This window comes from Nocardioides zeae (genome assembly GCF_030818655.1).
Taxonomy (GTDB): Bacteria; Actinomycetota; Actinomycetes; order Propionibacteriales; family Nocardioidaceae; genus Nocardioides; species Nocardioides zeae_A.
Map to the genome: position 1 here is coordinate 247,505 of NZ_JAUTAN010000001.1, position 21,211 is coordinate 268,715.

Consider the following 21,211-nt stretch of genomic DNA (forward strand, 5'->3'; position numbering starts at 1 on the left):
GCACTTTCCCCGGTCGACCGGGGAAGTTGTCGCCCCCTCAGTAACCCGCAAACGCGTCGGTCCGCACCTTCGCCGCCCGGCCGCGCAGGCCGCCGCGCAGGGCGGCGACCATGGCCGGCGGCCCCGAGACGTACGCCGCGCGCCCACCCACGTCGGGCACGGCGTCCGCGACGAGGTCGGCGCTGACGTACGGAGCGTCGACGTGCCGCCAGCCCGGCGGCAGGTCCGACGGTGCGCCCGGGGCGACGAGCACGACGGGCACGCCCGTGGCCACGAGCTCGTCGCGGTAGGCGACGTCGTCGGCGTCGGGCACGCCGTACACGAGCACGACGTCCCGGCCGGCGGCGCCGGGCGAGCGCAGCTGTGAGAGGAACGGCGTCACGCCGATGCCGCCCGCCACGAGCAGGAGCGGGCGGTCGCCGCGGGGGAGCACGAAGTCCCCGCCGACGGCGGTGGCGGTGAGGTGGGAGCCGACCTCGGTGGCCAGCAGCGCGGACTTGAAGGACGAGCACGGCTCGGGCACGCGCAGCGCGACGGCGACCTCGTCGGCGCCGGCGGGGCTGACGATGCTGAAGGCGCGCCGCACGCCCCGGCGGTCGGCACCGCGGTGCGGCGCGGCGAGCTCGAGGTACTGGCCCGGGGCGAACCGCACCGGGCGCCGCGGCGCGAAGGTCAGCTCCCACACGTCGCCGGCCACGCGGCGGCGGCCCGTGAGGTGCAGCCGCACGCCGCCGCGCTGCCCGAGCCAGAAGCCGACGGCGCCCGAGAGCACGAGCGCGAGCTCCGACTTGAGCGTGTAGAACCAGTAGGTCGGCGGATCCAGGATGAAGATCGACTGGAAGCTCGGCCACGCGTAGACGACCGCCGCCAGCACGGCGACCCCGAGCTGCTGGGCCCGCCGCGGCGGCAGCGTCAGCGGCTCGCTCAGCATGAAGCCCGCGAGGAAGATCGCCGGCGAGGAGACGAACGCGAAGGTCAGCGCATCGGAGAACGTGCTGCCGATGTTGACCTGCCCGAGCACGACGAGGCCCGAGCCGAGCAGCGCAAAGAGGACGCCGAGGGCGACCTTGCGGGTGCGCCAGAGCACCACCAGCGCGGCGACCGCGACCGGCACCACCATGGCCTCGTTCGCGATCCACCAGCCGTTGGCGATGCCGACGCCCCGGCCCGCGAGGTGGTGCACGGTGAAGACGATGACGACCCCGGCGGCCGCCGGGTTCACGACGTGGCGGCCGCGCACGGCGATCACGTACTTCGACGCGCTCGCCGCCACCGCCGTCGCCGCCACCCACACGAGGCCCTCGACGTCGACGGCCGGGAGCAGCAGGAACCACAGCAGCAGGCCAGTGATGACCGACGACTCCGTGTGGGGTCGCACGCCGAGCGGCCACGCGATCGCCGCGTTCGACAGCACGGCCGCGGCGACCGCGACGACGAGCGTCAGGGCCGAGTCGCCGACCGTCGTGAAGCCGACGAGCAGCCGGTCGGTGCCGATGAGCAGGAGCGCGTACGCCGCGAGCAGGCCCAGCAGGAGCGTCACCACGCGATACATGGGCAGGCGGCCGAGCGCGGCGTCGACCCGTCCGGTCACGGCGCTGGGGGCGGTGGTCGTGGTGGTCATGCGAAGACCTCTCCGGGGAAGTCGGGGGAGACGTGGAGCCGGTGGCCGCTGTCACCGGGGCCGCGGTCGAGACGGACGTACGACGCACCCTCCGCGGCGGCGAGAGCAGCCGCGGCGTCGGGCTCGAGCAGGAAGAGGGCGGTCGCGAGACCGTCGGCGACGAGCGCGGAGCCGGCGACGACCCAGGTGGCGAGCACGTCGGTGACGGGCCGCCCGGTGCGCGCGTCGAGCACGTGGTGGAGACCGTCGCCCCAGGCGCGCCGGTTGGTGGCCGACGCGCAGAGCGCCCGACGTGCCGGCGCGCCGTCGAGCGCGGCGACGCCGACGGCGAAGCCGGGTCGCTCCGGGTGCTCCAGGGCGACCCGGTAGGGCGCGGCGCCGGCCCCCCGGCACGTGGACGAGGTCGCCGCTGGCGTCGACGGTGACCCCGCCGGTGCGGTGCTCGGCGAAGCCCAGGACCACGTCGGTGACGAGGTCGACGAGGTAGCCCTTGCCGGCCGCTCCCACGTCGAGCACGAACGGCTTCGCGGTCTCCAGGTACGGCGCGTCCCAGCCCACCGCGCCCCAGTCCACCGCCGGGCGGTGCCCGGGACGGGCCGTGAGGGTGTAGCCCGCGTCGTACCCCAGGTGCTCGAGGCCGTCGCCGACCGCCGGGGACAGGGCCCCGGCGGTGGCGGTGTGCAGCCGGTCGTAGAGCGCGAGGAGCGGGCCGGCGTCGTCGGGCATCCGGTGCCGACCCGCGGTGGCCCGGACCGCGTCGACCACCGACCCCGCACGGAAGCGGGACCAGGCCCGGTCGAAGGCGTCGATGCGGAGTGCGACGGCGCGGCGCACCGCGTCCGTCAGCGGCGCCTCGGTCGTGAGGCGCCAGCGGGTGCCGATCGCCTCGAAGACCCAGTCGCCGTCCATGGCCTGGATCAGGCCTGCGCCTGGCTGATGATGTCGTCGATCGCGTCGTTGAACCCGCCGCTGGTGAGCGACGAGCCCGCGACGGTCGACACGTCGAGCTCGGTGATCTTCTTGCCGACGACCTCGTCGGCGATGCCCCCGGCGAACTGCGACTGGTAGCGCTCGGAGGTGCCGTCGGAGGCCTCGGGGGTGACCTCGACCTCGGTGACGGTGCCGTCGGCGTCCAGCGTCACCTCGACGCCGACCGACTGCTGGCCACCGGGGCTGGTGTAGCCGCCCTCGGCGTCGTAGGTACCGGCGGTGAAGGAGCCGGACTCGCTGCCGGACCCGTCGGAGGACCCGTCGGAGGTCTGCTCCTGCGAGCTCGAGCCGGTGTCGGACGAGCCGCCGGAGGACTCGTCGCTGCTCTGGCCGACGCCGCAGGCGGCGGTGAGGGAGAGGGTCGCGACGGCGGCGGCGGTGATCAGCCAGCGGCGGGCGGGGGAGTGCGAGGACATGCGGGGCTCCTGGTCCGAGATGGCGTTTGCTTGCGGCCTGCAAGCGATGGTTGACGGTGCAACCATCCCGATGCAACACGATCGGCGCGGCCCACGCCAGGCCCGGTGGCATCCTCACACGAATCTCACAGGATGCACCCGGTCCGGGGAGCGGTCCAGCGCGCCGTACCCTGGCCGGGTGCTGAGGATCGAGCGCGCGACGCGCGACGCCATCGTCGCCCACGCCAAGCGGGACCACCCCGACGAGGCGTGCGGCATCGTCGCCGGCCCCGCGGGCAGCGACCGCGCGGAGCGCCTGGTGGAGATGGTGAACGCGGCGGGCAGCCCCACGTTCTACGAGTTCGACTCGCTGGACCTGCTGGCGCTCTACCGCGAGATGGACGACCGCGACGAGGAACCGGTCGTCGTCTACCACTCGCACACGGCGACGGAGGCCTACCCCAGCCGCACCGACATCGGTCTCGCCAGCGAGCCGAACGCGCACTACGTGCTGGTGAGCACGCGCGAGCACGGGAATAACGACGGTCCCGTGGAGTTCAGGTCCTATCGAATCGTCGACGGCGTCGTCACCGAGGAACCGGTCGAGGTCGTCGAGCAGTTGCCGACGAACACAGTGGAGAGTGAGTCCTGATGGCCATCGAGGTCCGGATCCCGACGATCCTGCGCACGTACACGGGCGGCGAGAAGGCGGTCTCCGCCGAGGGCGCCACGCTGGCGAGCCTCATCGACGACCTCGAGGCGAACCACCCGGGCATCCGGGACCGCCTCGTCGAGAGCGGCGAGGGCGACGGCGTCGACCTGCGCCGCTTCGTCAACGTCTACATCAACGACGAGGACGTCCGCTTCATCGGTGGCCTCGAGGCCGAGCTGTCCGACGGCGACCAGGTCGTCGTGCTGCCGGCCGTCGCCGGCGGCTGCTGAGCCGACCGTGACCCGCCACGGGTGGGTAGGGTTCCGGTCATGACGGAGCAGGGCGACCAGCAGGTCATCGAGCCCACCCCAACGACCGAGCCGACCCAGCCCGTGGCGGAGCCGGCCCCCCGGCGCACGATCATCCTCGTCGACGGCGAGAACATCGACGCGACGCTGGGCAACTCGCTGCTCAACCGGCGACCCACGCCGGAGGAGCGGCCGCGCTGGGAGCGCGTCACGGCGTACGCCGAGAAGCTCTGGGACCAGCCGGTCACGGGGCTGTTCTTCCTCAACGCCAGCCACGGCACGCTCCCCAGCGCGTTCGTGCAGGCGCTGCTCGCGCTGGGCTACCGGCCCGTGCCCCTGGCGGGCCGCAGTGACCAGAAGGTCGTCGACCTCGGTATCCAGCGCACCCTGCAGGCCCTCGTCGGCCACGACGCCGACGTGCTGCTCGTCAGCCACGACGGCGACTTCGTCGAGGACCTCCGCCCCCTCGTCTCCGACGACGGGCGGCGGGTCGCGCTGCTGGCGCTGCGCGAGTACGCCAGCTCGGGCTTCACCGCGCTCGGCGTGCCCATCCACGACCTCGAGGAGGACGTGCGGGCGTTCAACGTGCCGCTCCCGCGCGTGCGCATCATCTCCCTCGACGACTTCGACCCCGAGGTCTTCCTGCGCTGAGGCGTGCGCGGCGTCCCCGAGCGGGGCGTCCGCCCCGGCCGTGCCCGTGGGCACGGTCGGGGGGCTGCCCACGACGGTGGGAGGATGGCGGTCATGCGCTTCGACGACCTGGTCGCCTCCGTCGGCAACACTCCCCTCGTGGGGCTGCCCCGGCTCTCGCCGAGCCCGGACGTCCGCCTGTGGGCGAAGCTCGAGGACCGCAACCCGACGGGCTCGATCAAGGACCGTCCGGCGATGAAGATGATCGAGCAGGCCGAGAAGGAGGGCCTGCTGCGGCCCGGCTGCACGATCCTCGAGCCCACGTCGGGCAACACCGGCATCTCGCTGGCCATGGCGGCCAAGCTGAAGGGCTACCGCGCCGTGTTCGTCATGCCGGAGAACACCTCGGAGGAGCGGCGCCAGCTGCTGCGCATGTGGGGCGCGGAGATCTACTCGAGCCCCGCGGCCGGCGGCTCCAACGAGGCCGTGCGCGTCGCCAAGGGCATGGCCGAGGAGCACCCCGACTGGGTGATGCTCTACCAGTACGGCAACGCCGCCAACGCGCTCGCCCACGAGGAGGGCACCGGCCCGGAGATCCTCGCCGACCTCCCGGAGATCACCCACTTCGTCGCCGGCCTCGGCACCACCGGCACGCTCATGGGCGTCTCCCGCTTCTTCCGTCGCGCCAAGCCCGACGTGCGCATCGTCGCCGCGGAGCCCCGCTACGGCGAGCTCGTCTACGGGCTCCGCAACCTCGACGAGGGCTTCGTCCCGGAGCTGTACGACGCGGACCTGATCGACGCCCGGTTCTCGGTGGGCCCGCGCGACGCCGTACGCCGCGTGCGGGAGCTCCTCGAGCTCGAGGGCATCTTCGCGGGCATCTCGACGGGGGCGATCCTCCACGCCGCGCTGGGCCAGGCGGCGAAGGCGGTCAAGGCCGGCGAGAGGGCTGACATCGCCTTCGTGGTGTGCGACGGTGGGTGGAAGTACCTCTCGACCGGCGCCTACGAGGGCACGGTCGACGAGGCCGAGGAGCGCTTGGAGGGTCAGCTGTGGGCGTAGGACGATCGGGCGTCCTGTCGAGGGTCGCGGCGGTCCTCGTCGCGCTGGTCGCGGGGCTGGCGCTCGCCTCCCCGGCGCCGTCGGGTGCGGCGGTCGCCTCGTCCGCGGCCGCGCCGCAGATGGTGGCGACCGGTCCGGACTACATGAAGGGCTCCGCCAGCTACGGCGGCACGCTCACCGCGATGGTCGCCGCCCGCCAGCCGCAGTTCACCGGCGGCACGCTGCAGTGGTACCGGGGTGGCACCGCCATCCCCGGCGCGACCGGCCGCACCTACAAGCCGACGCCGGCCGACGTGGGGCAGAAGATCCGCTTCGTCGCGATGCTCACCCGCAGCGGGTACGAGACCCAGCGCGCCGTGTCGCAGCCGACGCCGCCGATCGCGCACGCGAGCCCGTTGAAGCGCACGGTCCGCTACGACGTGCGGGTGAACGCCACGGGCACGATCCCGGCCGCCGAGATCGAGACGTTCGTGGCCCAGGCGCAGCAGACCTACGACGACGCCCGCGGGTGGCGGGCCGGGGGCACCGCCTTCGTGCGCACCTCGCGCTCGGAGTCGCAGTTCACGCTCGTGCTGGCGACCTCCGACCGGATGACGTCCTACTCCAGCGTGTGCAGCGCGCAGTGGAGCTGCCGCGTCGGCCGCAACGTCATCATCAACTGGACGCGGTGGAAGACCGCCTCGCCGGCGTGGAACGCGGCCGGGGGATCGCTGCGGGACTACCGCCACATGGTCGTCAACCACGAGACCGGCCACTGGCTCGGCCGCGGTCACGTCGGCTGCTCGCGGCAGGGCGCGCTCGCCCCCGTGATGATGCAGCAGTCCAAGGGGCTCGGGGGGTGCCGCTTCAACCCGTGGCCCCTGCCCAGCGAGCGTTAGGCCCTCGACACCTGCGTGACGTCCGTGACGCGTCGTCGCGTTGCGTGCGTGTTACCCCGTAGATTGGCTCGTTGTGGTGGACGACGTGGCTGACGCACCGGTCGGCATCTTCGACTCGGGGTTCGGCGGCCTGACGGTGGCCCGTTCGGTGATCGACCAGCTGCCCCACGAGTCGGTGCTCTACCTGGGCGACACGGCCCGTCAGCCCTACGGCCCGAAGCCGATCGGCGAGGTGCGGGAGTACGCGCTGGAGTGCCTCGACCACCTCGTCGCCCGGGGCGTGAAGGCCCTCGTCATCGCCTGCAACTCCGCGAGCGCCGCGATGCTGCGGGACGCGCGCGAGCGCTACGACGTGCCGGTCGTGGAGGTCATCTACCCCGCGACCCGTCGCGCGGTCGCCGCCACCCGCTCGGGACGCATCGGCGTCATCTGCACGCGCGCGACGGCGGCCTCGATGGCCTACGACGACGCGTTCGCCGCCGCCCCGCACGTCGAGCTGGTCACGCAGGCGTGCCCGCGGTTCGTCGAGTTCGTGGAGAACGGCGTGACCTCCGGCCCGGAGCTCCTCGAGGCGGCGCACGCCTACCTCGAACCGCTCATCGCGGCCGACGTGGACACCCTCGTGCTGGGGTGCACGCACTACCCGCTGCTGACCGGTGTGATCTCGTCGATCATGGGGGACGGTGTCACGCTGGTGAGCAGTGCGGAGGAGAGCGCGAAGGCGGTGTACCGGATGTTGGCGACCACCGGGCTGATGCGCGCGGGCGGTGACGCGTCGTACGAGTTCGTGACGACGGGCGAGCCCGGGGAGTTCGAGCGGATCGGCCGCCGCTTCCTCGGGCCCGAGCTCGCGATCGCCAGCCAGTTCGCGGGAGGGCTCGCGTGACCGCCGACGGCCCGGCGGGCCTCCGCCTCACCGTCGTGGGGTGTGCCGGGTCCTACCCCGGTCCCACGTCGCCCGCCAGCTGCTACCTCGTCGAGGCCGACGGCGACGACGGCGCGGGCGGCACCCGCCGCTGGCGCATCCTGCTCGACCTCGGCAACGGCGCCCTCGGCGCCCTCCACAACCACGCCGACCCGCTGGCCATCGACGCGGTCTTCGTCAGCCACCTCCACGCCGACCACTGCCTCGACCTGTGCGGCTACTACGTGCTGCGCAAGTACCACCCAACCGGCGCCCAGCCGCGCATCCCCGTGTGGGCACCGGCCGGGGCGGCGGAGCGGCTCGCCCGCGCCTACGACCTGCCGCTCGACCCCGGGATGACCGAGGAGTTCGACTTCACCGAGTACGCCGCGGACCGCGCCCCGGTGCAGGTCGGGCCCTTCACGGTCCAGCCGTTCGAGGTCTACCACCCGGTGACGGCCTACGCGCTGCGGGTGACCGCCGCCGGCCGCACGCTGACCTACTCCGGTGACACCGCCCCGTGCGCGGGCCTCGACGAGGCCGCGGCGGGCGCGGACCTGCTGCCTCGCCGAGGCCGCGTTCCGTAGCCAGGACGACAACCCGCCGGGCGTGCACCTCACGGGCGCGGACGCGGGCGAGCTGGCGACCCGGGCCGGCGCGGGCCAGCTGGTGCTGACCCACGTGCCGGCCTGGTTCGACCCGCTCGACGCGCACGGCGAGGCGGTCGAGAAGTACGACGGCCCCACCTGGCTCGCCACCACCGGCGCGGTCTTCGAGGTCTGAGGCCCTCGGCGGCTCGGCGGCTCGGCGGCTCGGCGGCTCGGCGGCTCGGCGCGGGGTCGAGGAAAACGCGGACGGGCGTCGCCGTCTCGGAAAGAAAACGCGGACGGGCTCGTGCCTGGACCCGAGCCGGGGAAAGAAAACGCGGATGCGGATGGCCGGAACCTCGGCGTGTCGCGTCCCGGATCCCGCACTCTTCTCGACCCCGTGACGGGCCTCGCGCACTTTCCTCTCCCCTCCGCGCACTCTCGTCCTCCCCGCCGGCCGGGTCCGGAGTTCTCGACGATCGAACGGCCCGGTAACCGTCCACAGTCGACCACGCCGCAACGCTCATCCACCGGCGGGGCGACGGCCGGGACGCGTGGCCACCACGGGGTACGCCGCGGGCCATGTCCTCGCCGTACGTGCCGCGCACCGCCTTCCCACCCCCGGGCACCACGCTCGCTGCTGCGATCCACCCGCGGGCGCGGCCCCTCGTGCTCCGCCGCCCGCTCGACGAGGATCGCCGAGCCGAGCTCGCCCGGGTGCTCGAGGCACTCCCGCCCAGCGGCTGCCTGACGGGGCTCACGGGCGCGGAGGTGCGCGGGTGGTGGTCGCTCCCCGTGCCGGACGGCGTCCCCGTCTTCGCGGCCGTCCCCGAGACCGCGCCGCACCCGGAGCGGCGTGGGCTGGTGGTCACGCGCCACGCCGTACCTCCCGTCGTCGAAGCTCGCGAAGCGCTCCGCGTGGGGTCCCCCGGGGAGGTGCTGCTCGGCTGCTGGGACCTCTGCCTGCTCGACCTCGTCGTCCTCGTCGACGGTGCGCTGGGGGTGGGGGAGGACCTCGCCGAGATGGTCGCGACCGCTCGTCTCCGCCGGCGCGGCGCGCCCCTGCTGCGGCAGGCACTCCTCCTCGCGGACACCCGTGCGGAGTCGCTGTGGGAGGTGGTCAACCGGGTCTTCCACGTCGCGGTGGGGGTCGATGTCGTGCCCCAGCACCCGATCGCGCTGGCCGACGGCACGACGGCCTACGCCGACCTGTGGTTGCGGGGGACGCGGCGGTTGCACGAGTACGACGGCGCCCACCACCTCGATCGCGAGCAGCAGCGCAGGGACCTGCGGCGCGGTCGACTGCTGGTCGGCCAGGGGTACGAGCGCAACGGCTACACCAGCCACGACCTCCTCGGCCGCACCCGCGACCTGTTGCGCGACATCGACGTCGCCCTCGGCCGCGAGCACGACCCTCGGCGACTGAGGTTCTGGGAGGCGCAGCTGCAGCACTCGTTGCTCACCCCGGCCGGACGGGCCCGGCACGCGGAGCGGTGGGCGCGAGCCTCGCAGGGCCGCTCCGGGCGTCGCGCCGAACGGCCCCGGGGTCACGACGAGCCGCTCACCCCGCCGTACGCCGCGTGAGCTCCTGCGCCGGGACCTCGGCGCCGCCTGGGGGAGGAAAGTGCGCGGGCGGGTGCCTCGGGTGAAAGAAAACGCGGACCGGTCGGGCCGCGGCCTCGGCGTGTCAGGGGCTGGAGTCCGCGTTCTCTTTCACCGGGGCGGAGCCGCGTCCGCGTTTTCTTTCCCGGGTGCCGGGTGCCGGGTGCCGGGTGCCCGAGGAGCCCCCTCAGACCAACCCGGCGTCGTGCACGCAGATGGCGATCTGCACGCGGTTGGTCGCGCCGAGCTTGTCGAAGAGCCGCGAGACGTGGGCCTTGACCGTCGGCACCGACAGGTAGAGCTCGGCCGCGATGTCGGCGTTCGACAGCCCGCGGCCGACGGCGACGGCCACCTCGCGCTCGCGCTCCGTGAGGGTCGCGAGCTTGACCTCGGCCTCGGCGGTGCGGGGGTCGCTGCCCTGGCGGACCTGACGGATCAGCGTCTGGGTGACGGAGGGGGAGAGCATCGGCTCGCCGTCGGCGACCTTGCGGATGGCGGCGACGATCTCGGGCGGCGGGGTGTCCTTGAGCAGGAAGCCGTCGGCCCCGGCGGCGAGCGCTCCGACGACGTAGTCGTCCGCGTCGAAGGTCGTCAGCACGATGACACGCGGGGGCTGGGGACGGGCGTGCAGCGCCGCCGTCGCCTCGAGGCCGTCCATGACGGGCATCCGGATGTCCATGAGCACCACGTGGGGCCGCAGGGAGGCGGCGAGGGTCGTGCCCTCGCGACCGTCGCGGCCCTCGCCGACGACCTCGAGGTCGGGCTGGCCGCCCAGCATCAGACCGAGCGCGGAGCGCACGAGGGGATCGTCGTCGACGACGAGCACCCGGATCGGCGTGGCGGAGGGCTCGGGCGTCGGGGCGGTCACGGGGCCCACGGTAGCCACGCGTGGACGACGAACGCATCCCCGTCACGGCCGTGCGTGAGGTGGCCGCCCGCGAGGTCGACCCGCTCGGTGAGGCCGACGAGACCGAGGCCGGCGCCGGGCACCCCGGGCGTGCTGAAGCCGTAGGGGTTGCGCAGCCGCACCTCGACGCCGTCCTCGGGTGCGCCGCGGAGGCAGATGGACAGCAGGGCGCCGGGGGCGTGCTTCTGGGCGTTGGTGATGCCCTCCTGCACGACGCGGTAGAGCGCGCGCCCGACCGAGGTCGGTGGCGCCTCCTCCAGCTCGTCGTCGAAGGCGATCCGCGCGCCCGCCTCGGTCGCCTCCGCGACGAGCGCGTCGATGTCCTCGTAGGTCGGCTGCGGCCGGTGCGTGACCTCTCCGGTCGCGGGGTCCCGCAGCACGCCGAGGACGCCGCGGAGGTCGTCGAGCGCCTCGTTGGCCCGCACCTGCACCTCCCCGATCCCCTCGCGCAGCGCGTCGGCGTCGAGGTCGGTGCGGTACGACAGCGCCCCGGCGTGCATCGACACCTGGCTGATCCGGTGGGCCAGCACGTCGTGCATCTCGCGCGCGATCCGGGAGCGCTCGTCGACCCGTGCCTTCGCGAGCCGCAGGTCCTGCTCGCCCTCCGCCCGCTCGGCGCGCTGCCGCAGGGTCCAGAGCAGCTCGCGGCGCGAGCCGATGTACATGCCCCAGGCCGCGATCGCCCCGGCTGCCGCGACGTTGGCGGTGAAGTTCAACCACATCGGGCTGGAGCCGGTCGAGGGCGCGACCCGGAAGTAGATCTCGGCGCCCACGACGCTGAGGACGCTGGCGACCGCGATCTCCCAGTAGACCCGTCGCGTGGCGAGCGAGACCAGCGCGAGCACGGACGGTCCGGCGGCGAACGAGGAGACGCAGGCGAGCGCGATCGTCACCACGACGACGAGCATCGGCCGGCGCCGCCGGAAGTGGACGACCACGAACCCGACCAGCCCCAGGAGCAGGTCGACGGCGATCCACCAGCCGTGGCCGCGCTCCACCAGCAGCGGGTACGGCTCGATCACGACCAGACCGCTGATGAGCAGCATCAGCAGCACCCGCCAGGTGCGTCCCCACGTGCCGACCGGCGGCTGGTACTCGGTGGGGTCCGTCACCCGATCAGCGTAGGTCGACCGGGGTCGCACGACAGCGGACCGGGGGCGTGGACGACACCTACTTTCGTCGCACCCGATCAGGCCCACCGGACGATGTGCCGCCGGGCGACGACGGGCAGCATCGTCACCATGATCACTGTCCAAGGACTCACGAAGAGGTACGGCGGGTTCACCGCCGTCGACGACGTCAGCTTCGTGGCGCGGGCCGGCCAGGTGACGGGCTTCCTCGGCCCCAACGGCGCCGGCAAGACGACGACGATGCGGATCCTCGCCGGGCTGACCCACCAGGACTCAGGCATCGCCACCGTCGGCGGTCACCGCCTGCAGGACATCCCGAACCCGGGCCGGCACGTCGGCATCCTGCTCGACGCCTCCGCGCAGCACGCGGGTCGCACGGGCCGCGAGGTGTTGACGCTGGCCGCGAAGACGATGGGCCTCCCCGGCTCGCGCGTCGACGAGATGCTCGCGCTGGTCAGCCTCTCCGACGAGGAGGCGAAGCGCCGGGTGCGCAACTACTCGCTCGGCATGCGGCAGCGCCTCGGCATCGCGCACGCCCTCCTGGGCGACCCCCAGGTCCTGATCCTCGACGAGCCGGCGAACGGCCTCGACCCCGCCGGCATCCGCTGGATGCGCGGCCTGCTCCGCGGGTACGCCGAGCGTGGCGGCGCCGTCCTGCTCTCCAGCCACCTGCTGCACGAGGTCGAGCAGATCGCCGACGAGATGCTCGTCATCGGTCGCGGCAAGATCGTGGCCGCCGGCACGAAGGCGGAGCTGCTGGCCTCGCCGGGCACCTTCGTCAAGGCCGTCGACACGGCTGCGCTCGCCTCCGCCGCGGAGGCGAAGGGGCTCGCGGTGACGCCGTCGGGCGAGGGCTTCGTCGTCGACGCCGAGCCGCAGGTCATCGGCGAGCTCGCGCTCGCCGCGCAGGCCGTGCTCCTCGAGCTGCGGGCCGCCGACGCGTCCGGCCTCGAGGACCTGTTCCTCCAGCTGACCGCCGACACCCAGCGCGAGGCGGCCGCCGCCTTCCCGCCCGGATCGCCCTACCACCAAGGAGCCTCGGCATGAGCGCCACCGCCCCCGCCCCGCACGCCGGCACGGGCAGCTTCGACATCTCCGGCACCGCCCCGATCCCGCTGACCCGCCTCGTGGGCGTCGAGCTGCGCAAGCTCGTCGACACCCGCTCGGGCCGCTGGCTGCTCATCATCATGGTCAGCCTGATCCTGCTGGGCAGCGTCATCTACGCCTGGGCCACGCGTGACGGGTCCGTCGACTTCTTCGGCTTCACGGCCGTCGCCGGCAACATCACGGGCATCCTCCTGCCGGTGCTCGCCATCATGTCGGTGACGACCGAGTGGTCGCAGCGCACCAACATGGCGACGTTCACGCTCGAGCCGCGGCGCGTGCGCGTCGTCGCCGCCAAGCTCGTCGCGACCGTCATCGCGGCGGTCGTGTCCGTCGCCGTCGCGGTCGCCATCGGTGCGCTCGGTGCCGCCCTCGCGGCCGGCTTCGGCGCCCAGGTCGACTGGGACCCGAACGTCGAGGGCATCCTGGGCTTCACCCTCCTCCAGGTGATCAGCCTGCTGGTCGGCTTCGCCCTGGCCACCCTGCTGCTCAACACCCCGGCCGCGATCGTGACGTTCTTCGCGTACTACACGATCATCCCCGGCCTGCTGCTGCTCGCGGGTGCCTACTTCAGCTGGTTCGAGGACATCCGCCCCTGGATCGACTTCGTCTCGGCGAGCGGCCGGCTGGCGACCGGCTTCGACGGCGTCGAGTGGGGCCAGCTCGCGACCTCGGGCCTGCTCTGGTTCGTGCTCCCGCTCGTGCTCGGCGTCGCCCGCATGCTGCGCGCCGAGATCAAGTGAGCCCGGCCGCTCCGGCGGCCCCCTGACCCCGGTCGGGGCTCGGTGACATCTGAGGGGAGTGTTCACCGAGCCCTGACCGGCCTGTCACCCCCGTGGCGGCGCAGCGTTCCCGCTGCGCCGCCACGCTGCGTCCCGTGACCACTGCGACCGGACGCAGCTACCTCCGCTTCGCCGCCGTCGGCGACTCCACCACCGTCGGCGTCGGCGACCCGATGCCCGGCACCCCGCTCGGCCTGGGCGCCGGCGCGACCGGCCGCGACGGCACGTGGCGCGGGTGGGCCACCCTCCTCGCGCGGGCGCTGAACGCGTCGTACGACGTCTCCTTCTGCAACCTCGCCGTCTCCGGGGCGACCGCCCGCGACGTCGTCGAGCGCCAGCTGGCCGACGCGGTGGACCACCACCCCGATCTCGTGTCGCTCGTCGTCGGTCTCAACGACACGATGCGCTCCACCTGGAGCCCGGCCCAGCTGCGCGCGGACCTGCTGCACGCCGCCGACCGTCTCACCGCGGGTGGTGCGCTGCTCATGACGGCGCGCTTCCACGACCACGGCGCGGTGCTGGGCCTGCCGGGGTTCCTGCGGCGGCCGATGCAGCGGCGCATCGAGGTCGTCAACGGGGTGTACGACGAGGTGCACGCGACGTACGGCGGCGTGCGGGTCGACCTCGCGACGTGCGAGGCCGTCCGGGACCGGGCGTCGTGGTCGGTCGACCGTCTGCACCCCTCCGAGCGTGGCCACCGGGCGCTGGCGCGGTGCTTCGCCGAGGAGCTGACCGCCGCCGGGATCGTCGTCGAGCCGCCACGGGCCGAGCCCGACGCGGACCGCGCGGTCACCTGGCGGGAGGACCTCGGGTGGGTCGTCACCGAGGCCGTGCCGTGGATGGGGCGCCGGGCGCGCGACCTCGGGCCCTGGGCGGCACGGACCGCCTGGGAGCGGGTGCCGGTGCCGGTCGGTGCCCGGCGGACGGTCCGGTCAGCCGCGGGCGGTGAGGACGATCGGGTCGCCGTGGGTGATGGCGATGGTGTGCTCGCTGTGCGCCCCGCGGGAGCCGTCGGCTGACAGGATCGTCCAGCCGTCGTCGGCCATCCTGATCTCGTCGGTCGTGGCGAGCAGCCACGGCTCGATGGCGATGACGAGGCCCGGCTTGAGCTTGAACCCGCGTCCGGCGCGCCCGTCGTTGGGCACGTGGGGCTCGCCGTGCATGGTGCGTCCGACGCCGTGACCGCCGAACTGCGTGTTCACGGAGTAACCGTTCGCCCGGGCGATGGTGCCGATGGCCTCGCCGATGTCGCCGAGGCGGTTGCCGGAGCGCGCGACCTCGATGGCCGCGGCCAGGGCCTCCTCCGTGGTGCGGATGAGGCGCAGGTCCTCCTCCCGCGGCGTACCGACGACCACGCTGACGGCCGAGTCGCAGACCCAGCCGTCGACGCTCACGGCGAAGTCGAAGCTGACGAGGTCGCCGTCGGCGAGCGTGTAGTCGTGGGGGAGGCCGTGGAGCACCGCGTCGTTGACGGACGTGCAGAGCACCTTGCCGAAGGGGCCGCGGCCGAAGGACGGGGCGTAGTCGATGTAGCAGGACTCCGCGCCGCGCTCCTTGATCATCTCGTGCGCGAGCGCGTCGAGGTCGAGGAGGTTCATGCCGACGTCGGCGGTCTCGGCGAGGCGGGTGAGCACGCTGGCGACGAACTCGCCCGCCGGGCGCATCTCGTCGATCTGGCGGGGTGAGAGCAGCTCGATCATCGGTCGCCTCCTCGGGCGGACCCGCCGGGGCGGGGGGTGCTGGTGCGGCTGGTGGGGAGCCCGGCCGCGCGGGCCTGGGCGAGCAGGCCGACGACGGCGAGCAGGAGCCCGGCGAGCCCGAGCGTGCCGAGCGCGACGTGGCTGTAGACCCCGTCGGTCTTCGTCGTCGACGCCGCGACGGTGGTGAAGCCGCCGATCATGGCGGCGAGCAGGGCGGCGTGCATCCGGAGCGTGCGCACCGGTGCGGCACCCCAGAACGAGTAGGTGATGCCTGCGGTCAGGGCCGCGCCGGCGATGGCGAGCACGACCCCCACGGACCGGTTGTCGTCGAGCGCGCCCGCGGTGTCCGCCGCGAGCACGGCCGCCACGAGCCCGGCTCCGACGAGCGCGGCGACGACCTGTCCGCGGGAGGGCGCGGGCTCGACGGGTCCACGGCGCGACGGGGCGGACGTGCTGCTGGGCATGGGGGCCAGGGTATCGGTCGGCCGCTCGTCCCCAGGCCACGGCCGTCGGGACGGAGGGACCGTCCCGGATGGCCTAACCTCACGGGCATGACCGCCACTCCCGCCACGCCCCCGGCCGAGCCGCGTCCCGACGGTCGCGCCGACGACGAGCTGCGCCCCGTGAAGATCACGCGCGGCTGGCTCGACCACGCCGCCGGCTCGGTCCTCGTCGAGTTCGGCAGCACGAAGGTGCTGTGCGTCGCCTCGGCCTCCGAGGGCGTGCCGCGCTGGCGCAAGGGCTCGGGCCTGGGCTGGGTCACGGCGGAGTACGCGATGCTCCCCGGCTCCACCCACACCCGCAGCGACCGCGAGTCCGTCAAGGGTCGGATCGGTGGCCGCACCCACGAGATCTCCCGCCTCATCGGGCGTTCGCTGCGCTCGGTGGTGGACTACCAGGCGCTGGGCGAGAACACGATCCAGCTCGACTGCGACGTGCTGCAGGCCGACGGCGGCACGCGCACGGCCTCCATCACGGGGGCCTACGTCGCGCTCGCCGACGCGATCGCCCACCTGCGCTCGACCGGCGCCCTCAAGGGCGAGCCGCTCACCGGCTCCGTGGCCGCCGTCTCGGTCGGCATCGTGGGGGGCCGCCCCCGGCTCGACCTGCCGTACGTCGAGGACGTCGCCGCCGAGACCGACATGAACGTCGTGATGACGGGCGACGGGCGCTTCGTCGAGGTGCAGGGCACCGCGGAGGGCGTGCCGTTCGACCGGGCCGAGCTCGACGCGCTGCTCGACCTGGCCGCCGGTGGCTGTGCCGACCTGACCCGGCTCCAGCAGGAGGCGCTCGCGCAGGAGGCCACCCGTGGCTGAGGTCTTCCTGGCGTCGCGCAACCGCAAGAAGCTCGAGGAGATGGAGCGCATCCTGGCGGAGCACCTGCCCGGCGTGCGGGTGCTCGGGCTCGATGACGTCGCGGCCTACGACGAGCCGGTCGAGGACGAGCCCACGTTCGAGGGCAACGCGCTGCTGAAGGCCCGCGCGGGCCTCGCCGCCACCGGCCTGCCCAGCGTGGCCGACGACTCCGGCATCTGCGTCGACGCGCTCAACGGCATGCCGGGCGTGCTGTCGGCCCGCTGGTCCGGCCCGCCGAAGAGCGACACCCGCAACAACGAGCTGCTGCTCGCGCAGCTCGCGGACGTGCCGGACGAGCGCCGTACCGCCCACTTCCGCTGCGCCGTCGCCTTCGTGCACCCCGGCGGCGAGGTCGTCGTCGAGGGCCGGATGCCCGGCCGGGTGATCCGCGAGGTCCGGGGCGAGGGCGGGTTCGGCTACGACGTGCTGTTCGTCGCCGACGATCGCCCCGGCCTCACCACGGCCGAGCTGTCGCGCGAGGAGAAGGACGCCATCTCCCACCGCGGCAAGGCGATGCGCGAGCTGGGCCCCGTCGTCGCGGCGACGCTCGCGTGAGCGCCGGCACGCGGCTCCGCCGCCGCATCGCCCGCCTCGTGCTGCGGGCGGTGCGGTGGCGCACGGTGGGGGAGGTGCCGCGCCGCGGCATCCTCGTCGGCGCTCCCCACACCTCGAACTGGGACTGGGTGCTCACGCTCCTGCTCGCGTGGGACTCCGGCGTGCGCATCCGGCTGCTCGTCAAGCACTCGCTGTTCCGCGGCCCGCTCGGGCCGCTCCTGCGCGCGACCGGCGCGGTCGAGCTCGACCGCGCCAACCCGGGCGCCACCATCCGCGAGCTGCTGGCCGACGCCGAGACCGACGAGTCGTTCCTCCTCGGCCTCGCCGCCGAGGGCACCCGCGGTCGCGCCGAGTACTGGAAGTCCGGCTTCCACCGCATCTCGCGCCAGACGGGCATCCCCGTCACGCTCGCGTTCCTCGACGCGCCGAGCCGCACCGTGGGCTGGGGCCCGACCTTCCCGGCCACGGAGGACGTGCGCGCCGACATGGACCGCGTGCGCGCCTTCTACGCCGACAAGCGGGGCTTCAAGCCCGAGCTCGCGACGCCGCCGCGGCTGCGCGAGGAGGGGTAGGGCGGTTCGTCCCGTTCTGTTCCGGCTCGGCCCGGCTCGGCTCGAGGCGCTGAACTGTGCGGTTGGTGCGGGTCGCCGGACCCGGCACGCGTCGTACCGTCCCATTTCCCGGCCCGGCGGGATCCGCGCCCCGGCGTACGTGACAACTCGACGCGCCTGCCGCGGCGTACGTGACAACTCGGGGGTGCCGGAGGCGGGACTCGAACCCGCACGCCCTGGGGCACAGGTACCTAAAACCTGCGTGTCTGCCGTTCCACCACTCCGGCGCGGCGCCGTGCCTCAGTCGAGACCGAGGTCGCGGCGCAGCTTGGCGACGTGGCCCTTCGCGCGCACGTTGTACGCCGCGTGCGCGACCGTGCCCTCCTCGTCGACCACGACGGTCGAGCGGATGACGCCCTGGACGATCTTGCCGTAGTTCTTCTTCTCGCCGTACGCGCCCCACGCGGCGAGCGTCTCCTTCGACGGGTCGGCGAGCAGCGGGAAGGTGATGCCGTCGCGCTCGCGGAACTTCGCCAGCTTCTCGGGCTGGTCGGGGGAGACGCCGAGCACCTCGTAGCCCTCGGCCTTCAGGGCGTCGAGCGAGTCGCGGAAGTCGCAGGCCTGCGTCGTGCAGCCCGGGGTCATCGCGGCCGGGTAGAAGTACACGATCACCTTGCGCCCACGGAGGCCCGACAGCGTCACCTCGTCGCCGGAGTCGGAGGTGAGGGTGAAATCGGGGGCGACGTCGCCGGGGGCGAGCCGCTCTGCGGGGGCCGGGGACTGGCTCATCGGGCAGGCACCTCTCTGGTCGGGCAGCTATTGCAATCGATCTGCAACAACGTACTCTTCGTGGGCAGCCCGGCACGGGGGTCCGGACGCACTGGTTGGCCCCAACCTAGAGGAGGCAGGCATGCACGTGCCTGACGGGTTTCTCGACGCACCGACGTCGATCGCGACCGGCGTGGTCGCTGCCGCCGGCATCGGTCTCGCGCTCCGCGGCGCCCGCCGCGAGCTCGACGACCGCACCGCGCCCATGGTCGGCCTGGTGGCCGCGTTCGTCTTCGCCGCGCAGATGGTGAACTTCCCCGTCGGCGCGGGCACGAGCGGTCACCTGCTCGGCGGCGCCCTTGCCGCGGTGCTCGTGGGGCCGTGGTCGGCCGTCCTCTGCCTCAGCACGGTCCTGCTCGTCCAGGCACTGCTCATGGCCGACGGCGGCATCACCGCGCTCGGCACCAACGTGACCCTCATGGGCCTCGTCGGCGTGGGGGTCGGCTACCTCGTGTTCGTGGCCGTGCGCGCGGTCCTGCCCCGGCGCCCCGCGATGGTCGTGCCCGCAGCCGCCGTCGGTGCGTTCGCCAGCGTGCCCGCCGCGGCCGCCGTCTTCACCCTCCTCTTCGCCGTCGGCGGCCAGGCCTCGGTCGGCATCGGTGACGTCGCGGTCGCCATGCTCGGCTGGCACACCGTGATCGGGCTCGGCGAGGCCGCGGTGACGGCGCTCGTCGTCAGTGCCGTCGTGGCCACGCGCCCCGACCTCGTCCACGGCGCCCGTCCGCTCCTCGCGGCCTCCACGCTCGAGATCCGCCGGCCGGGAGCGCCCGCCGGGGCGGAGGTGGCGCGATGAGCACCACGACCACGACCACGCCAGTCCGTCCCCGCCTCTCCCGCGGCCGCTTCTTCGCCGCCGTCCTCGTCGTGACGCTGCTCGTGGCGGGCGGCCTCAGCTACCTGGCGTCCGCCCACCCCGACGGCCTCGAGCACGTCGCGGCCACGACCGGCTTCGGCGACACCGCCCGCGACTCCGCGGCGTCGAGGAGCCCGTTCGCCGACTACGGCACCGCAGGTGTCGACCACGCCTGGCTCAGCGGCGCCATCGCGGGCGTCGTCGGCGTCGCGGTCGTCCTCCTGCTGGCGGGTGGCCTCGCCCTCGTCGTGCGCCGCCGCGGCTCCGCGCAGGACTGACGCCGTGGGCGCGGGACACGGCCGCCCGGGCGCCGGGCCGACCCTCCACCACCCCGGTGCGAGCCGGGTGCACCGGGCGCCCGCCCACCTCAAGGTGCTGGCGCTGCTCGGCCTCATGCTGCTCGTCGTGGCCATCCCGCGGGACGCGGCGTGGGCACCGGAGGCGTACGGCGCCGCCGCGGCCCTCGTCGTCACCACCGTGCTCGTCGCGCGCGTGCCGCTGCTGTTCGTCCTGCGGCGGATGGTGGTCGAGGTCCCCTTCGTGGTGTTCGCGCTGCTCGTGCCGTTCGTCGCCCACGGTCCCCGCACCACGCTGCCCGTGCTCGGGGTGGAGGTGTCGGCCCCGGGCCTCGCCGAGGCCGGCCACCTGCTGGCCACGGGCACGATCGGCGTCGCGGCGGCCCTGACCCTCGCGGCGACGACGACCGCGCGCGACCTCCTCGCCGGGCTCGCGCGCCTGCGCGTCCCCGCCCTCCTGCTGGAGATCATGGGCTTCATGCTGCGCTACGCCGAGGTCGTCACGGGGGAGTGGAGCCGCATGCTCGTGGCCCTGCGCTCCCGTGGCTGCGAGCCCCGGTCACCGCGGCACTGGCCCGCGCTGGGCCGTGCCCTCGGTGCCCTCTTCGTGCGGTCCTACGAGCGCGGCGAGCGGGTGCACCTGGCGATGCTCTCCCGCGGGTACGTCGGCGCTCGGCCCACGCGCGAGGTGGCGCCGTGACCGCCGAGCCGGCGCCCGTCCTCGCCCTCGACGGCGTCGCGTTCGCCTATCCCGACGGCCACCAGGCGCTCTTCGGCGTCGACCTGCGCCTCGACCGCGGCGAGCGCGTCGCGCTGCTCGGCCCGAACGGTGCCGGCAAGACGACGCTGGTCCTCCACCTCAACGGCATCCTCAGCCCGGGTGCGGGGACGGTCGAGGTCGCCGGCCTGACGGTGGGCCGCCGCACCCTGGCGGAGGTGCGCCGCCGGGTCGGGGTGGTCTTCCAGGACCCGGACGACCAGCTGTTCATGGGCACCGTGCGCGACGACGTCGCCTTCGGGCCCCGCAACGCCGGGGTGCGGGGCCCCGAGCTCGACCGGCGCGTGGAGGCGGCTCTCGAGCAGGTCGGGATGGCCGGGTACGCCGACCGCCCGCCCCACCACCTGTCCTTCGGCCAGCGCCGGCGGGTCGCCATCGCCACGGTGCTCGTGATGGAGCCCGAGCTGTTGGTGCTCGACGAGCCCTCCTCCAACCTGGACCCCGCGTCGCGCCGGGAGCTCGCCGAGATCCTGCTCGGTCTCGACGTCACCATGCTGATGGTCACCCACGACCTGCCCTACGCGCTGCAGCTCTGCCCACGCTCGGTGGTGCTGTCCGACGGGGTCGTCGTGGCGGACGCCGCGACGTACGACGTGCTCACCGACGAGGCGACCATGACCGCCCACCGCCTGGAGCTGCCGTTCGGGTTCGATCCCCGCACGGCGGGCCGTCCAGGCGCGCGTTGGTAACGTTCAGCCCGACCGCCGAAGTGTTGACCTGAGCCTGTCGAAAGTGGTGCGTA

At 73.8% G+C, this 21,211-nt stretch carries 27 protein-coding genes, 1 tRNA gene and 1 pseudogene; 19 read left to right on the plus strand and 10 right to left on the minus strand.

Annotated elements, in window-relative coordinates:
- Nucleotides 1-37: 37 nt before the first annotated feature.
- From QE405_RS01090 to QE405_RS01100, 4 genes and pseudogenes are all read right to left on the minus strand, one after another.
- The gene (locus QE405_RS01090) at nt 38-1,621 is read right to left on the minus strand and encodes a ferredoxin--NADP reductase (RefSeq protein ID WP_307198384.1); all 1,584 of its coding nucleotides are present in this window, start codon (nt 1,619-1,621) and stop codon (nt 38-40) included.
- On the minus strand, nt 1,618-1,977 hold the full coding sequence (locus tag QE405_RS20865) for an FAD:protein FMN transferase (protein ID WP_373459478.1): 360 nt from the start codon (nt 1,975-1,977) through the stop codon (nt 1,618-1,620). The genes QE405_RS01090 and QE405_RS20865 overlap by 4 nt, the downstream gene beginning before the upstream one ends.
- Before the next feature lie 100 nt (nt 1,978-2,077).
- Nucleotides 2,078-2,530, minus strand: a pseudogene (locus tag QE405_RS20870) (FAD:protein FMN transferase); the annotation flags it as partial.
- A gap of 8 nt (nt 2,531-2,538) precedes the next feature.
- On the minus strand, nt 2,539-3,027 hold the full coding sequence (locus QE405_RS01100) for an FMN-binding protein (RefSeq protein ID WP_307198386.1): 489 nt from the start codon (nt 3,025-3,027) through the stop codon (nt 2,539-2,541).
- 178 nt (nt 3,028-3,205) lie between these two features.
- Between QE405_RS01100 and QE405_RS01105 the strand changes: the two genes are divergently transcribed.
- From QE405_RS01105 to QE405_RS01145, 9 genes are all read left to right on the plus strand, one after another.
- On the plus strand, nt 3,206-3,658 hold the full coding sequence (locus QE405_RS01105) for a M67 family metallopeptidase (RefSeq protein ID WP_307198387.1): 453 nt from the start codon (nt 3,206-3,208) through the stop codon (nt 3,656-3,658).
- Nucleotides 3,658-3,948, plus strand: coding sequence for a MoaD/ThiS family protein (locus tag QE405_RS01110; protein ID WP_163772271.1), 291 nt, complete (start codon nt 3,658-3,660; stop codon nt 3,946-3,948). The genes QE405_RS01105 and QE405_RS01110 overlap by 1 nt, the downstream gene beginning before the upstream one ends.
- 39 nt (nt 3,949-3,987) lie before the next feature.
- Complete coding sequence (locus QE405_RS01115) at nt 3,988-4,617, plus strand: NYN domain-containing protein (RefSeq protein WP_307198388.1); 630 nt, start codon at nt 3,988-3,990, stop codon at nt 4,615-4,617.
- Between the two features lie 93 nt (nt 4,618-4,710).
- Nucleotides 4,711-5,658, plus strand: a complete 948-nt coding sequence (locus tag QE405_RS01120; protein ID WP_307198389.1) for a PLP-dependent cysteine synthase family protein — start codon at nt 4,711-4,713, stop codon at nt 5,656-5,658.
- On the plus strand, nt 5,649-6,536 hold the full coding sequence (locus QE405_RS01125; RefSeq protein WP_307198390.1) for a DUF3152 domain-containing protein: 888 nt from the start codon (nt 5,649-5,651) through the stop codon (nt 6,534-6,536). The genes QE405_RS01120 and QE405_RS01125 overlap by 10 nt, the downstream gene beginning before the upstream one ends.
- A gap of 85 nt (nt 6,537-6,621) precedes the next feature.
- Entirely contained in the window at nt 6,622-7,422 is an 801-nt protein-coding gene (gene murI, locus QE405_RS01130; RefSeq protein WP_307198391.1) for a glutamate racemase, read from the plus strand.
- Complete coding sequence (locus QE405_RS01135) at nt 7,419-8,027, plus strand: MBL fold metallo-hydrolase (RefSeq protein WP_307198392.1); 609 nt, start codon at nt 7,419-7,421, stop codon at nt 8,025-8,027. The genes murI and QE405_RS01135 overlap by 4 nt, the downstream gene beginning before the upstream one ends.
- A gap of 22 nt (nt 8,028-8,049) precedes the next feature.
- Nucleotides 8,050-8,223, plus strand: coding sequence for an MBL fold metallo-hydrolase (locus QE405_RS01140; protein WP_307198393.1), 174 nt, complete (start codon nt 8,050-8,052; stop codon nt 8,221-8,223).
- Nucleotides 8,224-8,609: 386 nt separating this feature from the next.
- Nucleotides 8,610-9,611: a hypothetical protein gene (locus tag QE405_RS01145; protein ID WP_307198394.1), complete on the plus strand. Its 1,002-nt coding sequence runs from the start codon at nt 8,610-8,612 to the stop codon at nt 9,609-9,611.
- Between the two features lie 205 nt (nt 9,612-9,816).
- Here the strand turns inward: QE405_RS01145 and QE405_RS01150 are convergent, their stop codons facing one another.
- The gene (locus tag QE405_RS01150; protein ID WP_307198395.1) at nt 9,817-10,497 is read right to left on the minus strand and encodes a response regulator; all 681 of its coding nucleotides are present in this window, start codon (nt 10,495-10,497) and stop codon (nt 9,817-9,819) included.
- Nucleotides 10,494-11,648 carry a sensor histidine kinase gene (locus QE405_RS01155; protein ID WP_307198397.1) on the minus strand — a complete coding sequence of 385 codons (1,155 nt, stop codon included), beginning with the start codon at nt 11,646-11,648 and terminating at the stop codon, nt 10,494-10,496. The genes QE405_RS01150 and QE405_RS01155 overlap by 4 nt, the downstream gene beginning before the upstream one ends.
- A gap of 129 nt (nt 11,649-11,777) precedes the next feature.
- Between QE405_RS01155 and QE405_RS01160 the strand changes: the two genes are divergently transcribed.
- The 3 genes from QE405_RS01160 to QE405_RS01170 all read left to right on the plus strand — a co-directional run bounded on the left by QE405_RS01160 (nt 11,778) and on the right by QE405_RS01170 (nt 14,571).
- Entirely contained in the window at nt 11,778-12,713 is a 936-nt protein-coding gene (locus tag QE405_RS01160) for an ABC transporter ATP-binding protein (RefSeq protein ID WP_307198398.1), read from the plus strand.
- Nucleotides 12,710-13,513, plus strand: a complete 804-nt coding sequence (locus tag QE405_RS01165; RefSeq protein ID WP_307198399.1) for an ABC transporter permease — start codon at nt 12,710-12,712, stop codon at nt 13,511-13,513. The genes QE405_RS01160 and QE405_RS01165 overlap by 4 nt, the downstream gene beginning before the upstream one ends.
- 134 nt (nt 13,514-13,647) lie before the next feature.
- Nucleotides 13,648-14,571 (plus strand): SGNH/GDSL hydrolase family protein, encoded by a 924-nt coding sequence (locus tag QE405_RS01170; RefSeq protein ID WP_307198400.1) that lies wholly within the window; start codon nt 13,648-13,650, stop codon nt 14,569-14,571.
- On the opposite strand, the gene map is transcribed toward QE405_RS01170, so the two are convergent.
- Together map and QE405_RS01180 are read right to left on the minus strand one after the other, a co-directional pair.
- Nucleotides 14,485-15,252 (minus strand): type I methionyl aminopeptidase, encoded by a 768-nt coding sequence (gene map, locus QE405_RS01175; RefSeq protein ID WP_307198401.1) that lies wholly within the window; start codon nt 15,250-15,252, stop codon nt 14,485-14,487. The two genes, QE405_RS01170 and map, sit on opposite strands and share 87 nt — an antisense overlap.
- Nucleotides 15,249-15,716: a hypothetical protein gene (locus QE405_RS01180; protein ID WP_307198402.1), complete on the minus strand. Its 468-nt coding sequence runs from the start codon at nt 15,714-15,716 to the stop codon at nt 15,249-15,251. Before QE405_RS01180 ends, map begins: the two co-directional genes overlap by 4 nt.
- A gap of 87 nt (nt 15,717-15,803) precedes the next feature.
- On the opposite strand from QE405_RS01180, the gene rph reads away from it, so the two are divergent.
- Genes rph through QE405_RS01195 form a run of 3 tightly spaced genes read left to right on the plus strand, consistent with a single transcriptional unit; the run spans nt 15,804 to nt 17,735 of the window.
- A complete protein-coding gene (gene rph, locus QE405_RS01185; protein ID WP_307198403.1) occupies nt 15,804-16,568 on the plus strand; it encodes a ribonuclease PH in 765 nt (254 codons plus the stop codon).
- On the plus strand, nt 16,561-17,163 hold the full coding sequence (gene rdgB, locus QE405_RS01190; protein WP_307198404.1) for an RdgB/HAM1 family non-canonical purine NTP pyrophosphatase: 603 nt from the start codon (nt 16,561-16,563) through the stop codon (nt 17,161-17,163). The genes rph and rdgB overlap by 8 nt, the downstream gene beginning before the upstream one ends.
- Nucleotides 17,160-17,735, plus strand: coding sequence for a 1-acyl-sn-glycerol-3-phosphate acyltransferase (locus tag QE405_RS01195; RefSeq protein ID WP_307198405.1), 576 nt, complete (start codon nt 17,160-17,162; stop codon nt 17,733-17,735). The genes rdgB and QE405_RS01195 overlap by 4 nt, the downstream gene beginning before the upstream one ends.
- Nucleotides 17,736-17,920: 185 nt before the next feature.
- Here QE405_RS01195 and QE405_RS01200 read toward each other — a convergent pair.
- Nucleotides 17,921-18,001, minus strand: a tRNA-Leu gene (locus tag QE405_RS01200).
- A gap of 13 nt (nt 18,002-18,014) precedes the next feature.
- Entirely contained in the window at nt 18,015-18,503 is a 489-nt protein-coding gene (gene bcp, locus QE405_RS01205; RefSeq protein ID WP_307198406.1) for a thioredoxin-dependent thiol peroxidase, read from the minus strand.
- 121 nt (nt 18,504-18,624) lie between these two features.
- Between bcp and QE405_RS01210 the strand changes: the two genes are divergently transcribed.
- From QE405_RS01210 to QE405_RS01225, 4 genes are read left to right on the plus strand one after another with little or no spacing between them, the layout of a single operon-like run.
- Nucleotides 18,625-19,335 carry an energy-coupling factor ABC transporter permease gene (locus QE405_RS01210; RefSeq protein WP_307198407.1) on the plus strand — a complete coding sequence of 237 codons (711 nt, stop codon included), beginning with the start codon at nt 18,625-18,627 and terminating at the stop codon, nt 19,333-19,335.
- Complete coding sequence (locus tag QE405_RS01215) at nt 19,332-19,673, plus strand: PDGLE domain-containing protein (protein ID WP_307198408.1); 342 nt, start codon at nt 19,332-19,334, stop codon at nt 19,671-19,673. The genes QE405_RS01210 and QE405_RS01215 overlap by 4 nt, the downstream gene beginning before the upstream one ends.
- Before the next feature lie 4 nt (nt 19,674-19,677).
- A complete protein-coding gene (gene cbiQ, locus QE405_RS01220; RefSeq protein WP_307198409.1) occupies nt 19,678-20,391 on the plus strand; it encodes a cobalt ECF transporter T component CbiQ in 714 nt (237 codons plus the stop codon).
- Complete coding sequence (locus QE405_RS01225) at nt 20,388-21,158, plus strand: energy-coupling factor ABC transporter ATP-binding protein (protein ID WP_307198410.1); 771 nt, start codon at nt 20,388-20,390, stop codon at nt 21,156-21,158. The genes cbiQ and QE405_RS01225 overlap by 4 nt, the downstream gene beginning before the upstream one ends.
- Nucleotides 21,159-21,211 lie beyond the last annotated feature (53 nt).